At 70.2% G+C, this 13,299-nt stretch carries 11 protein-coding genes; 5 read left to right on the top strand and 6 right to left on the bottom strand.

Annotated features, from left to right (window positions below):
* Positions 1-91: 91 nt before the first annotated feature.
* From ACFWYM_RS23995 to ACFWYM_RS24005, 3 genes are all read right to left on the bottom strand, one after another.
* A complete protein-coding gene (locus tag ACFWYM_RS23995) occupies positions 92-937 on the bottom strand; it encodes a carbohydrate ABC transporter permease (protein WP_384840742.1) in 846 nt (281 codons plus the stop codon).
* A 56-nt stretch (positions 938-993) separates the two neighbouring features.
* Positions 994-1,992, bottom strand: coding sequence for a carbohydrate ABC transporter permease (locus ACFWYM_RS24000; protein WP_384840745.1), 999 nt, complete (start codon positions 1,990-1,992; stop codon positions 994-996).
* A 71-nt stretch (positions 1,993-2,063) separates the two neighbouring features.
* Positions 2,064-3,341, bottom strand: a complete 1,278-nt coding sequence (locus ACFWYM_RS24005) for an extracellular solute-binding protein (protein ID WP_384840748.1) — start codon at positions 3,339-3,341, stop codon at positions 2,064-2,066.
* A 283-nt stretch (positions 3,342-3,624) separates the two neighbouring features.
* Between ACFWYM_RS24005 and ACFWYM_RS24010 the strand changes: the two genes are divergently transcribed.
* Together ACFWYM_RS24010 and ACFWYM_RS24015 are read left to right on the top strand one after the other, a co-directional pair.
* Complete coding sequence (locus ACFWYM_RS24010) at positions 3,625-4,476, top strand: GntR family transcriptional regulator (protein WP_384840751.1); 852 nt, start codon at positions 3,625-3,627, stop codon at positions 4,474-4,476.
* Positions 4,477-4,765: 289 nt separating this feature from the next.
* On the top strand, positions 4,766-6,703 hold the full coding sequence (locus ACFWYM_RS24015) for a M12 family metallo-peptidase (RefSeq protein WP_384840754.1): 1,938 nt from the start codon (positions 4,766-4,768) through the stop codon (positions 6,701-6,703).
* A 16-nt stretch (positions 6,704-6,719) separates the two neighbouring features.
* Here the strand turns inward: ACFWYM_RS24015 and ACFWYM_RS24020 are convergent, their stop codons facing one another.
* The 3 genes from ACFWYM_RS24020 to ACFWYM_RS24030 all read right to left on the bottom strand — a co-directional run bounded on the left by ACFWYM_RS24020 (position 6,720) and on the right by ACFWYM_RS24030 (position 10,511).
* Positions 6,720-8,060: an ATP-binding protein gene (locus ACFWYM_RS24020; RefSeq protein WP_384840757.1), complete on the bottom strand. Its 1,341-nt coding sequence runs from the start codon at positions 8,058-8,060 to the stop codon at positions 6,720-6,722.
* Positions 8,057-8,797: a hypothetical protein gene (locus ACFWYM_RS24025; RefSeq protein ID WP_384840761.1), complete on the bottom strand. Its 741-nt coding sequence runs from the start codon at positions 8,795-8,797 to the stop codon at positions 8,057-8,059. The genes ACFWYM_RS24020 and ACFWYM_RS24025 overlap by 4 nt, the downstream gene beginning before the upstream one ends.
* 148 nt (positions 8,798-8,945) lie before the next feature.
* Positions 8,946-10,511, bottom strand: a complete 1,566-nt coding sequence (locus ACFWYM_RS24030) for a hypothetical protein (protein ID WP_384840764.1) — start codon at positions 10,509-10,511, stop codon at positions 8,946-8,948.
* A gap of 405 nt (positions 10,512-10,916) precedes the next feature.
* Between ACFWYM_RS24030 and ACFWYM_RS24035 the strand changes: the two genes are divergently transcribed.
* The 3 genes from ACFWYM_RS24035 to ACFWYM_RS24045 all read left to right on the top strand — a co-directional run bounded on the left by ACFWYM_RS24035 (position 10,917) and on the right by ACFWYM_RS24045 (position 13,258).
* Complete coding sequence (locus ACFWYM_RS24035) at positions 10,917-11,294, top strand: hypothetical protein (RefSeq protein WP_384840767.1); 378 nt, start codon at positions 10,917-10,919, stop codon at positions 11,292-11,294.
* Between the two features lie 189 nt (positions 11,295-11,483).
* Positions 11,484-12,137, top strand: a complete 654-nt coding sequence (locus ACFWYM_RS24040; RefSeq protein ID WP_384840770.1) for a response regulator transcription factor — start codon at positions 11,484-11,486, stop codon at positions 12,135-12,137.
* A complete protein-coding gene (locus ACFWYM_RS24045; RefSeq protein WP_384840772.1) occupies positions 12,134-13,258 on the top strand; it encodes a sensor histidine kinase in 1,125 nt (374 codons plus the stop codon). Before ACFWYM_RS24040 ends, ACFWYM_RS24045 begins: the two co-directional genes overlap by 4 nt.
* Positions 13,259-13,299 lie beyond the last annotated feature (41 nt).

The raw sequence follows: 13,299 nt of genomic DNA on the forward strand, positions 1-13,299 counted from the left end.
CACCCGCTTCGACAAACGAGCCACCCACTACCAAGCCATGGTCACCCTCGCCTGCCTGCGACTCTGGCTGCCATGACTTTGCGGACACGACCTAGCCCTTGACGGCGCCCGCCGCCAGCCCCGACGTCACATGGCGCTGCAGCAGCAGAAAGATGGCGAGGGCGGGGAGCGCGAAGAGGGTGGAGGCGGCCATGGTGGCGCCCCAGTCCGTGCCGAACGTGTTCTGGAAGGAGGAGAGCCAGACCGGGAGCGTGCGGCTGTCCTGCTGCTTGATGATCAGGAAGTTGGCGTAGGCGAACTCGTTCCAGGCTGTGATGTAGCCGAACAGCGAGGTCGCCATCAGGCCCGGCGCGAGCAGCGGGAAGGCGATGCGGCGGAAGGCGCCGGTCCGGGTGCAGCCGTCGACCTGCGCCGACTCCTCCAGCTCGGGCGGGATGGTGGCGATGAAGCCGCGCAGGACCACGATGGTGAACGGCAGCGTGATCATGAAGTACACGAGGGTGAGGGTGGGCAGCCGGTCGAGCATGCCGGTGTCGCGGGAGATGATGTAGATCGGGATGATCAGCGACTCCCAGGGCGCCATCTGCGCGATGAAGACCATCAGCATGAACTGCCGCCGCCCGCGCCACCGCATCCGGGCCACGGCGAACGCGGCCCCGAGCGCGACGACCAGGGCGAGCAGCACCGCGCTCCCGGTCACCAGGATGCTGTTGCGCCAGAAGAGCGCGAATCCGTCTGCGTCGACGGCCGCGCGGAAGTGGGCCAACGTCCAGGTGTGCGGGATGAGTCGAGGGTTGGCCGACTGGATGTCCCTGGTCGGCTTGAAGGCCGTGGCGATCATCCAGTACACGGGGAAGAGGCAGATCAGGACGGTGAGTGTGGCGGCCGCGTTGAGCGGCAACCGGCGTATCCGATGCATGCGACGTGTCCGATGCATGCCACGCATCCGGCGAGTCCGGGAGCGGGGCACCGCACGGTCCCCTGACAGAACAGTCACTGCTCGGCCTCCTGACGCAGCATCTGACGGAAGTACGCGACCAGGACCCCGGACATCAGCACCACGGTCACCATCGACGCGGCCGCGCCGAGGTCGTAGTGCTGGGCGGAGAGCGCGGACTGCACGGCGTACACCGGCAGGATCGTGGTGGCGTCGCCGGGGCCGCCGCGGGTCAGCACCCAGATCTGCACGAACGCCTTGAAGGTCCAGATCACTTCGAGCGAGACGACCAGCATGAAGATCGGCCGGATCATCGGGAAGGTGACGGAGCGGAAGATCCGCCGGGCCCCGGCGCCGTCGAGCCGTGCCGACTCGTACAGCTCGGCCGGGACGGTGCTGAGTGCCGAGTAGAGGGTGATCGCGGCGAACGGCACGGACTGCCAGACGATGAGCAGCACGAGGATGGCGAACGACGCCGTCCCGTGGGCGAACCAGGGGTAGCGGTCGAAGGAGGAGAATCCGAGCCCCTTCAACGCCCAGTTGACGATGCCGAATTCGGAGTGGAACAGCCACTGGAAGACGGTCGTGGCCGCGACCACCGGCATCGCCCAGGCGAGCACCAGCGCGCTGAGCACGACGGTCCGCCCGAACCGGCCGAGCCGCTCGGTCATCAGCGCGACCAGCGTCGAGATCACCATGATCAGAACGACGTTGACGCCCATGAAGAGGAACGTGCGCCGCACGGTCTCCCAGAAGCGGGGGTCGCCGAGCAGGGTCCGGTAGTTGTCGAGCCCGACGAACTCTGCGTCGCCCAGGATGAGTTGGCGCAGACCGAAGTCCTGGAGGGAGATGACCACGGCGCGGATCAGCGGATAGAGGAGCAGATACAGGGTGCCGAGGACCGCGGGGGCGATGAGGGCGTACGGCCAGAGGCTGTCGCGCCGTCGAAGGGGCGGGCGGGGTGGACGGGGCCGGCGGCGGCTCTTGGCGAGCGGCCCCGCCGTCGGCGGGACGGGGATCTTCCGGGGTGCGGTCCGTTCCCGGGTGGCCGGCACGGTGGTTCTCCTCTCCATGGGTTCCCGGGCGACCGGCATGGTGGTCCTCCTCTCCACGGGGTGACGGTGGTTCAGGAACCGCTCTTCATGGCCCGGGTGACGGCCGCGGACGCCTTGGCCGCCTCACTCCTGGCATCGCCGCCCGTGATGACCGCCGTCATGTAGTCCTTGATCGGGTTCTCCGCCTCGACGGCGGCCCAGCCCGGTGTGTTCGGGGTGGCGTGGCTGTTCTTGGCGGCGCCCACCGCCATCGCCGAGGCGCCCGGGTCGCCGGAGACGGCGCCGGCCAGGGTCGTCCGGTTGGGCACGTAGCTCATCGCGGCCGCCAGCTTCTTCTGCCAGGTGTCGCCGGTGAGCTCCTTGATGAAGGTGAGCGCGGCGTCCTGCTTGCCGGAGGCCGCGGGGATGATCAGGTCGGAGCCACCGGTGAAGACCGCCCCCGGCTTCGCGCCGGCCTTGCCGGGGATCGGGAAGAAGCCGAGCTTTCCCTCGAGGTCCGGGTTCGCCTCGGTGATCACTTCGGCGCCGCCGGGCGTGGCGATGACCTGGGCGACGTTGCCCTTGGCCATGACGTCGGCCTGTGGCGGGTCGTCCTCGTCGGAGTCCTTGGGTCCCTTGCCCAGCGCCTGGAGCTCCTTGTAGAACTCCATGCCGCGGAGCGCCTCGGGGGTGTCCAGGGTGCCCTTCCACCGGCCGCCCGACTCGGTGGCGAGGTCGCCGCCCTCGTCCCAGATGAACCCGGCCAGGGCATACCACAGCTGCCCGGGCAGATAGATGCCCTGGACCCCGTCGCTGCCGCCCTCGTTGAGCTTCTCGGTGGCGGTGATCCACTGCTTGCGGGTCTTGATGGCTTTCGCGTCGACCCCGGCTTTCTCGAACAGGTCGGTGCGGTAGATGACCACGCGGTTCGCCGCGTAGTAGGGGACCCCGTACTGCTTGCCCTCGTAGGCCCCCGGCTCGGCCAGCCCCTTGAGCCAGTCCTTGCCGTCGAGCTCAGCCACCTTGTCGCTGAGGTCGGCGACGCCGCCGCTCTGTGCGAACTGGGCGACCTGGGTGTTGCCGACCTCGATGACGTCGGGCGCGTCCTTGCTGGCGAGGGCGGCCGTGACCTTCTGCCCGATGCCGTCCCACTCCTGGATCTGGACCTTCGCCCTGATGTCCGGGTGGGCCTTCTCGAAGCCCTTCACGAACTCCTTCTGGAACGACGCCGACACGCTGTCGCGCATCAGCCACACATCGATCGTGGTACGGCCGCCCTTCGACCCCCCGGAGCCGTCCGAGGAGCCACAGGCGCCGAGCCCGGCTGTCAGGGCGAGCGCGGAAACACCGGCGAGCAAGCGGAACTTCACAGTTCACCTCTGTGAGAAGAGACCCACCTACCTGACCAGTAGGCACCAACTGGTTACCTAATCTGTTGGTGGTGGAAGAAAGTGGCATGGACCAGTGGGACCGTCAAGTCCCTGTGCAACAGCGGGAGTTACGGGGTTCCGGTGCTCGGCCAGGGCTGACCAGTGGCACAACTATGCTTGACCAGCGGCCTCTTGGTGCCACCTCATGGCAGACTGGTCAGGCAGCGATTCGTGGAGATTCGTGGATACGGGGATTCGGGGTTCGGGGAAGGAAGGCCGGTACATGGACACTCAGGCGCCCGGGGCGGTTCTGAAGCGGGAGCGGGTCCGCGACGTCATACTGGAGCTCGTCGAGTCACGCAGCCCCGGCGACCCGATCCCCTCCGAGCGCACCCTCTGCGCCGAACTGGGCGTCTCCCGGCCGACGTTGCGCGCCGCGGTCGACGAACTGGTCGCGTCCGGGGTGCTGATCCGCGAACACGGCCGGGGCATGTTCGTCGCCCCGGCGAAGATCACCCAGGAGCTGGTCTCCGGCCGGGAGACGCTCACGGCGCCCCTGGCGGGCGGCACCTGGTCGAGCCGCCTCCTGGAGTTCACCACCGTCCCGGCCGGGGCCCGCGTCGGCCGAAAGCTGCGCGTCTCGCCCGCCGCGGAGATCGTCTACATCGCGCGGCTGCGCCTCGTCGACGGGGCGCCCATGGCCATCGAGCATCTGCACATCCCGGCGACGCTGGTGCCCGAGCTGTCCGCCGAGGAGCTGGAGAGCGGCGATCTGTACGAGCACCTGCGCGAACACCACGGCGTACGGGTCCACGAGGCGGTCCAGGCCATCGAACCGACCGTCGTCACCCGGGCCGAGGCCGAACCGCTCGACGTGCCCGAACTGTCCCCCGCCCTCCTCTTCGAACGCCTCACCACGGACACCGAGGGCCGCCCGGTGGAGTACTGCCACTCGATCTACCGCGGCGACCGCTACCGCATCGTCTCCCGCCTGACCCTGGGCGCCTCCCCGGACGGCGCCACGGTCCCGCCCCCCAGGGACGGCCACCACCCGGGCATCCCGCCGGGCGACTTCGCGCATCGGGACCCCATCACGTCGTCGTCCACGATCGGCGACGTGCAGGCGGATCGCTGACGGGTCGGCGCAGGTGCCGGGTGCCTCGTGCTGGTGCTGGTAGAAGCCGTCGCCGGGCCTGTCCCGACGTGGGCCATTGGCGGCCCGTGCCTCTTGCACCTGGGTGAACCTCGCGGGCGTGCGGGCGCGCCCGTCGGGTGGGGCGCGGTGAGCGGGTGGTCCCTGGTGGAGAGAGATCGCCACCCTCCCGGCGCACTCTCCCCGCTCACCGTTCCGAGCTCCCAAGCTCCGTACTCCCCGAAGAGAGGCCGCCCTGATGCGTCGCTTGTCCTTGACGGCAGGCTCCGTGATGACCGTCCTGCTTCTGACCACTGGCTCGGCCGTGCCCGCGTCCGCCCGGCCCGCGGCGGACCCGGGGGATCCGTGGGTGGTGCGTTCGACCACGGTCGAGCTGCGCCGCGAGCACTTCTCCTACCTGTGCGACCGGCCCGACGCGGGGCCGCCCGCGGCCACGACCCTCAGCGTCTTCCCCTACGAGGTGCAGGCGCGTGTGGTGGAGGACCAGTCCGACGACGACCAGCAGGGCACCATCGTCTGGGACGGTCATGAGGCGGACGCCCCCGAGCACTCGGTGCACGTACAGGTGACCCATGCCTGCGACGGCAAGGGGCCCATCTACCTTGAGGGATACGCGGACTTGGGGCCGCGCGGCTACTTCCACGTCGAGCCCGATCCCGGCCACCCCGGCACGGCCCGCTTCGAGCAGTGGGACCTCGCGAAGCTGCCGCGCCGCACGAGTGACGACACCGACCCCGGCCGGCCCGCCGAGGACGGCACCGACCCCGGCCGGCCATCGGACGTCGACGGCGCGACACCGGGACCGCGCGGCAGGACGAAACCCGACCGCTCCAAGCCCGCCGTGGTCGACGTCCTGCTCGTCTACACCCCGAAGGCCGCCGCGATGGCCCGTGGCGACAAGCAGTTCAGATCCGTGGCCGCCTCCGCCCGTACCGCCGAGACACGCATGAACCGGGCCCTGTCGGACAGTGAGGTCAAGGCGCGGGTCGACGTCGTGGACACGCTGGAGGTCAAGTCCTTCAAGGGCTGGAAGGTCCCCGTCGACGCCAAGAAGCCCAAGGGGGCCCAACAGGACGTCGAGTTGGACGACGGCGCCATGCTCAATCTGCTCGAGAACCCGAAGGACAAGCACCTCGGCGCCCAGGTCGCCGAGGAACGTGACCGGCAGGCTGCCGACCTGGCCGTCCTCGTCACGGGGCACACGGGCAACAGCGGCATCAGCAACGGTTCCGACGCCCCGGGCCAGGCCACGGCCGACGATTCCGCGAACGCCGTGATCAGCTACGACTCCATCTTCCTGCAGACGTTCAGCCACGAGGTGGGCCACAACCTCGCGCTCGCCCACGACCGTTGGACGCTGAAGCACGACCAGGCAGGCTCCGGGTCGCCGAGCACCAAGTACCCGTACAACCCGGGCTGGATCACCCCGGACCAGAAGTGGGCCACGATCATGGCCTACGAGTGGAACTGCGAGCAGGGCAACAAGACCTGCCCCATCGCGTACTACTACGCCAATCGCATCCACCGCTGGCACGGCCAGCCGCTCGGCGACCGCAACAACGACCAGACCCGGGTGCTGCGGCAGACCGCCTACCTCGTCCAGGACTACCGCACCCCCAAGAAGCCGCGCCCACGCCAGGAGCTGACCCTCGACACGTCCCCGAAGGCCGGCGGCACCGTGCGCCCCCTCGTCTGGGGCCCCTACCGCACGGGCACCCGCGTCGTGGTCAAGGCCGCGGCGAGGCCCGGCTACGCCTTCAGCGGCTGGGACTTGGACGGACAGCCGCACGCGAACACGACACCGGACATGTCGCTCCTGATGAACTCCGCGCACTCCCTCACCGCCCGCTTCGAGATGTCCTGCGCCCATCCCGTCACGAGCGCCTTCGCCAAGAAGTGGCGGGACCTGCGCGGGGCCAAGGGCCGCCTGAAGTGCCCCGAGGCAGCGGAGCGGAGACTCAAGGGCGGCACCCTCCAGTACTTCCAGGGCGGCTCCCTGTACTGGTCGCGCACGACGGGCGCGCACCCGGTATGGGGTGCCTTCCGCAGTGAGTACGGCAAGCTCGGCTGGGAGCGCGGGCGCCTCGGCTATCCCACCACCGACGAGCAGAGGATCTGGGGCGGCAAAGCGGTCCGCCAGCGCTTCGAGGGCGGTGCGCTGACCTATGACGTGCGGACCAAGCAGGTGTCCGTCTGGCTCAGGAAGTAGGACAGGGCCGCAGGTGTCAACTCCCGCAACGAAGGGGGTGTGCCCGGCCGAGCGCGCCGCTCGCGGTGGTGGGCGCCTCGCCTCCCGCCACTTCGGCGGGGAGCCGCAACGTGGCGATGGCGCCGCCGTCGGGAGCGTTGCGCAGTGTGAGAGTGAGGCCGAGGACGTGGGCGTGTCCGGAGGCGATGGTCAGTCCCAGGCCGTGGCCGCCCGCTCGGTCCGGGGCGCCGGTGAGGAAGCGCTGGGCGCCGTGGTCGAGGATGGCGCGGGGGTAGCCGGGGCCGTGGTCGCGCACGGTGATGTGCGGGCCGTCCACGGTCACGACGACGGGCGGACGGCCGTGGCGGTGGGCGTTGACCACCAGGTTGGCCAGGACGCGCTCCAGGCGGCGCCGGTCGGTCCGGACCGTGGCATCGGCGTGCACGCGCACGGTGGTGTCCAGGCCGGTCGCGCGCACGAACTGTGCGACGGCGGGGCCCAGTTGGCACGAGGACAGTTCCGGTTGTTCGCCGCCGCTGTCCAGCCGGGAGATCTCCAGGAGGTCCTCGGTCAGTCGGTGCAGTGCCTGGAGCCGGTCGTTGATCATCTCTTTGGGGCGGCCCTCGGGCAGCAGGCCGGCCGCGGCGAGGCAGCCGGTGAGCGGGGTGCGCAGTTCGTGGGCCACGTCCGCGGTGAACCGCTGTTCCGTGAGCAGCCGCTCCCGCAGGGAGGAGGCCATGGTGTCCAGGGCCGTGGCGACCGCGGCCACCTCGTCACCGCTCTGTGCGCCGTCGCGCTCCGGCGCCACGCGGGTGCGTGCGTCCAAGTCGCCCTCGGAGATCCTGCGGGCGACGGCGGCCGTGGCGTCGAGGCGTCGGCTGATGCGGCGGGCGATGAGCAGGCCGGCGCAGGTGACCGCGCCGGCGGCCAGCAGGGCGGCGCCGAAGATGGCGGTGTCCATGGCCGCCAGATAGCGCAGGGTGTCGTCGTAGGGGACCTGGGCGGCCACGACGTGGTCGTCGGCGGGGGCCGCCGCCCACATCACGTCTTCGCCACGGTAGGTACCCGGCATGCTGCCGTGGTCCCCTCGCAGCGCCAACGCCCGTAGCTCTGCCGGCAGTTCGGCCGGGTCGAGCAGGGCGCGACTGTTGTTCAGGGAGCCGCCGTAGGCGTAGGCCGACAGGGCGCGGCCCAGTGAGGCGGCGGCTTCGGCCCGGACAGCGCCGACGGCGTGCCGGGAGACGACGTCGTGGACGGTGACACCCAGCACGGCCGCCGCCGTGCAGGACACCGCGGTCACCGTCGCGGCGATCTTCCAGCGCAAGGAGCGGCATCGGGCGGGGAGCAGCCGGGCCAGAGCGGCGCGGACGCGGGTCATCGATCCTCGCTCTCGGGCCGTGCGGGGGGAGTGGTGGCGGATGTGCCCTGACATCTGCTGTCGCCGCAGTCGTCGAGGCTGAGATCCCACAGGCTCATCACCGCACCGTTCCAGGCGTAGTCGGAGACGCTGACCTGATCGGGGTTGGAGCTCGGCTCGCGCACCGTCAGGTGCCCGGCGGCGACCTCGACGCCGAGGACGACCGCGCGGCGGGCGAGGACGCGGACGACCGCACCGTCCTTGACGGTGTACACACGCAGCTCGCTGAGGCGCCCGTCGATGTCCACGGCCACGATGAGTTCGGGCGGACCGGATCCGGTGAGGTTGTGGAACATCGGCTCCCGCACCGGGCACGCGCTGCCTTCGCAGGTCGCGAGCGCCCGGGTGGCGCGCGGGTCCTGCTCGCGGCCGCGCCCGGTGACCTTTCCCGCCGACGCCGCGAAGTCGGCCTTGACCACGGCCAGGGCATCGGCCTTGCGCAGATCGCCACCCGGAGGGACCGGGACACCGGGCACACGGACCGGTTGGCCCGGCTGCCCGCCCGGCGGCGGGGGCTGATGGTCGGGCCACAGCACGCGGGGGGCGGTCACCTGCTCGTGCGCACCGAGACTGGCCAGGCCCTGCTGCCCGCCACAGCCGGCCAGGAGCAGAGCACCGGCACAGCCCAGGACTCCTTGCAGCACACGGGAACGGCGTCGCGAGCGCGCCTGCGGCGGCATGGGGCGTTCTGGTGTCATGGGATTCCCTGCTCTCAGCCCCTGTTGCGTACTTGTCGCGTACTTGTCGCGTACTTGGCGTCGAGCACGCGAGAGGGGCGGGGCTGCCCGGAGGATCTCTTCCGGACAGCCCCGCTCGATCAACTCTCGACCGCGTGGTGACGGTGCGTCAGTGCTGTCCGCCCTGTCGGCGTCCGCGGCGCAGCATCGTGAACCCGAGGCCGGCGGCTGCCGCGGCCGCGGCGCCACCGCCTGCGGCCAGGAGCGCGGTGCCGTCGGACTCGGCGCCTTCGGCTCCCGCCTTCACGCCGCCCTTGGGGATCTGCTGGTCCTTGCCTCCGGTCGTGCCGGTGTCGGTGCCAGTGCCGGTACCGGTGGTGCCAGTGGTGCCGGTGGTGGTGCCGGTCCACTCCTGGAGGATCTTGCCGGACTTGGTGAGAGTGACCTTCAGGCCGGACTTCAGCGTCACCGTGCGCTTACTGGAGTCCAGGTTGGGGCCGACGTTGCCGCCCTTGTCGAAGAGCTGGGCGCCGTACTCGCCGTTGCGTGCCTTGGAGACGACCGCCTTGCCGCCGTCCTTGAGCTTGACGGTACGGATGTCGTAGTCGTGCCGATCGCCGTCCGGCTTGGGCTTGGGCTTGGGCTTGTTCTTGGTCCACTGCTGCGCGATCTTGCCGTCCTGGGAAATGCTCACCTTCAGGCCGGACTTGAGGACGGCGGAGGGCTTGGACCGCGCGTCGATGGTGACGGAGTAGGTGTCCTTGCGGTCGTGGAGGGACGCCTTCCAGACGCCGTTCTTGTTCTTGGAGACCTTGGCCATGCCGCCGTCCCAGAGGCTGACGTAGCGCTCCTCGGGCTTGGGCTTGGGCTTGGTGCCGGTCCACTCCTGCTTCAGATCGCCGCCGTGCTGGAGGGTGACCTTCAGGCCGGAGGCCAGCGTCTTGGTGGCGCCGGGACGCTCCAGGGCGCCCTGGGACTTGCCGGAGGAGCTGAGGAGTTCGGCGCGCGGAGTGCCGAGAATCCAGTTGATCTTCGCGGTGCCTCCGTCCTTCAGCTTGACGGTCTTGGTCTTCACCTGGTCCTGCGGCCTGTCGGGCCTGTCGGGCTTGTCGCCGGACGTCTCGTTCTTCCAGGAGGAGACCTGGCCGGAAGCGGTGAGGGTGAAGGTGTAGCCGTCCGCCTTCGCCGAAGCCGAGTTGCCGAACGCCTTCAGCGTCGTGGCGAGACCGCCGCCCTTGACCCGGTGGACCTCCGCCTCCCAGCCCTTGACCTTGTCTTCGGTGGTCGGACCCGAATTGACGTGCTTGTACAAGTGGGCGACATAGCCGCCGGGCAGTTGCTTCGACCCGGCCGCCTCCCGCTTCATCTCCTGGCGGTTGCCGTTGTCCACATCCGTCGTACCGCCATTGCCGTCGGGCTTGCGTCGGTTGTCGTCGGGCTTTCCGCCGTTGTCGACGTCGGTGGGCGGGGCGGTGGGCGGGGCGGTGGGCTTGTCGCCGTCCGGCTTCCAGTCGCCACCGACATGGGCATCGCCACCGCCACCGTCATTGGCATCGGCATTGGCATTGGCGTCCATACCCGGCTGAGAGACCGAGGTGGGCGGCGAGGGAACGGCCGACGCATCCGCGAACGCGGCACCGACCGGCAGCGTGATGCCGGCCAGAACGCCCGCGGCGATCGTCGCGGTGCGCAGGTTGCGGCGGCGGGCGTGACGGGAGTGACGGGACGTAGTCATGAGTGGACACCTCGCAAATCGTGGGGGAAGACGCCGGAGACGGGGGAGGTCGAAGGTCCGGCGCGGTGTGGACACCACGTTACGAAGGCAACGTTTAGGTAATGGCTAAGCAATGTAACGGTTGGCGGCATAGGTCTTCTCAATTCCCCTGCGCTCCTCCCGAGCAGATCCCGAGCACCTCCCGAGCGGCTTATTCAGCCCGGCAACGGAGGGGATATTCGAGCTCTCCGCTCCTCCGTAGGCGGGTGGATGGCGCATAGGCGCCGGGCGGCGATTCGGGCCGAGTGGCCGCCACCACCGGCGAGGTGAATAGCCAGGTGAAACATCTGCGAAACGTGCCACTCGCTACACATGAATTACGGCGGACCGCACGGGCTGTCCGCACCGACTGAAGGAATGCACATCATGCGAAAGATCAAGGCGATGACGTTCGCAGGCACCGGAATCGCGGCACTGGGACTCTCCCTCTTCGGCGCCGCCGCGGCAAACGCCGCCCCTGAAGGCAAGGCCGACCACCCGAACGTCCGGGTGGTGAATCAGAAGACGGGCAAGCAGGTGAGCCCGGAGCAGCTGGCCAAGGAGACCGGCGGAAAGGTCACGGTGACGGTCGGCAACAAGGACAAGTCGTCGAAGGCGAGGCACCACGGGAAGAAGCCGGGTGTCCAGGTGGTGGACCAGAAGACCGGCAAGCGGGTGAGCCCGGAGCAGGTGGCCAAGGAGACCGGCGGCAAGGTCACGGTGACCGTCGGCGACAAGGACCTGTCGACGCGGCACGGGCGGTAGCGGAAACACAGCGCCGCGGACGGCGGGGCCCGGTCCTCGGATCGCGGCCCCGCCGCCCTGCCGGGTCAGCAGGGTGGGGGCACTCGCAGCGCGGATGGCGACGGCTGCGGACACAGTGGGACGAGGGACAGAGCGAATGAGACCGCTGCGGGTCGGGCGGAGCGGGTACGACGGTGAGGAGAGCGGACCGTGCGGGTGCTGGTGGCCGAGGACGCGGAGGACCTGGCGGAGCTGATCGCCGCGGGCCTGCGCCGGGCCGGGTGCGCGGTGGACACGGTCCACAGCGGAGCCGCCGCGCAGGACCACCTGAGCCTGTACGCGTACGACGTCGTGGTCCTGGACCGGGACCTGCCCCTGGTCCACGGGGACGACGTCGCCCGGGAGCTGGCGGCTTCCGGGGGCCGGACCCGGATCCTGATGCTCACGGCGGCCTCGACGACGGAGGACCGGGTGGCGGGCCTCGACCTGGGCGCCGACGACTATCTGCCCAAGCCCTTCGAGTTCCCCGAACTCGTCGCCCGGGTACGCGCCTTGGGGCGACGCAGCGCGCCCGCCGCCCCGCCCGTCATGGAGCGGTCCGGCATCCGCCTGGACACGGTGCGGCGGACGGTGTCGCGCGACGGGCGGCAACTGGCGCTGTCCGTCAAGCAGTTCGATGTGCTGCGGATCCTGCTGCAGGCGGACGGGGGTGTGGTGAGCGCGGAGGAACTTCTGGAGCGGGCCTGGGACGCGCACGCGGACCCCTTCACCACCGCGGTCCGGGTCACCATGAGCAAGCTGCGGGCCGCGCTCGGGGAACCGCCCGTCATCCACACCGTGCAGGGCGTGGGGTACCGGCTGTGACCGTCCGCACCCGTATCGCGCTGATCTTCGGCGCTCTCTTCCTGGCCCTCGCGGCGGTGCTGCTCACCGGGATCAACGTCCTGGCCGGGCGCGGCATCAAGGCCCGCGCGCGGGACATCGCCGCGGGCGATCAGATCACCGTGGTCCCGGACCCGGCCGCCACCACGCAGCCGGACTCGGTGGCCTCTGTCGTCTCCCTGGAGGTCAGCCAGGCGGCCTCCAAGGAACTGCTGCTGTGGTCGGTGCTGGGCCTGGCCGTGATGGTGGCGGTCGCGATCGCGGTCGGCCGGTGGACGGCGGGCCGGGTGCTGCGCCCGGTCGACGCGATGACGGCGCGGGCCCAGCAGATCTCGGAACGCAATCTGCACGAGCGCATCGCCGCCGCAGGCCCGGATGACGAACTCAAAGAGCTCGGCGACACCCTGGACGGACTCCTCGAGCGCCTTGAGCGGGCCTTCGACAGCCAACGCCGCTTCATCGCGAACGCCTCGCACGAACTGCGCACACCGCTGACCACTCAGCGAGCGGCGATCCAGCTGGGCCTGGGCCCGCCCACGCCACCGGCGGCGGAACTGGAGCGCACCAAGGAGCTGTTGCTCGCGTCGAACCGGCACAGCGAGCGACTGATCGAAGGACTCCTGGTCCTCGCGCGCAGTGAACGCGGACTCGACGAGCTCGAGCCGATGGACCTGGCTGACATCGTGCGGGAGGAATGCGCGGCGTATGACGAAGGGGCCACAGCGCGGCTCGAGGTGTCCACGGCCCCCTGTCCCGTCCTGGGAAACCGGACGCTGCTGAGCCGCCTCACCGCGAACCTCCTCGCGAACGCCTTCGCCTACAACAGGGAACACGACGCGGTCGTACGGGTGTCCGTGACTCCCCGAGGCACGCTCACCGTGTCCAACACGGGGCCGGTCCTCACCGAAGACACCGTTCCGGGCCTGTTCGAACCCTTCCGGCGGGGTGCGGGACGCGACCGCACGGGAACCGGCGCCGGCCTCGGCCTGTCGATCGTCCGCTCCATCGTGACCGCACACAACGGCCACCTCCATGCCGCCCCCGGACCTCCCGAAGACGGCGGCCTGATCGTCACCGTCGCCCTGCCCCCGCCGTCGGCGTAGCCGGCCGTCCCCGCCCGGCCGGCGGGGCGTATGCAGCGATC

The sequence above is a fragment of the Streptomyces sp. NPDC059009 genome (assembly GCF_042740175.1).
In the GTDB taxonomy this organism is placed as follows: domain Bacteria; phylum Actinomycetota; class Actinomycetes; order Streptomycetales; family Streptomycetaceae; genus Streptomyces.

What these genes read in the sequence shown, in the direction of transcription:
- ACFWYM_RS23995 (WP_384840742.1), bottom strand. Translation starts at nt 937, where the DNA reads ATGCATCGGACACGTCGCATGCATCGGATACGCCGGTTGCCGCTCAAC.
- ACFWYM_RS24010 (WP_384840751.1), top strand. Translation starts at nt 3,625, where the DNA reads ATGGACACTCAGGCGCCCGGGGCGGTTCTGAAGCGGGAGCGGGTCCGC.
- ACFWYM_RS24015 (WP_384840754.1), top strand. Translation starts at nt 4,766, where the DNA reads ATGACCGTCCTGCTTCTGACCACTGGCTCGGCCGTGCCCGCGTCCGCC.
- ACFWYM_RS24020 (WP_384840757.1), bottom strand. Translation starts at nt 8,060, where the DNA reads ATGACCCGCGTCCGCGCCGCTCTGGCCCGGCTGCTCCCCGCCCGATGC.
- ACFWYM_RS24025 (WP_384840761.1), bottom strand. Translation starts at nt 8,797, where the DNA reads ATGACACCAGAACGCCCCATGCCGCCGCAGGCGCGCTCGCGACGCCGT.
- ACFWYM_RS24030 (WP_384840764.1), bottom strand. Translation starts at nt 10,511, where the DNA reads ATGACTACGTCCCGTCACTCCCGTCACGCCCGCCGCCGCAACCTGCGC.
- ACFWYM_RS24035 (WP_384840767.1), top strand. Translation starts at nt 10,917, where the DNA reads ATGCGAAAGATCAAGGCGATGACGTTCGCAGGCACCGGAATCGCGGCA.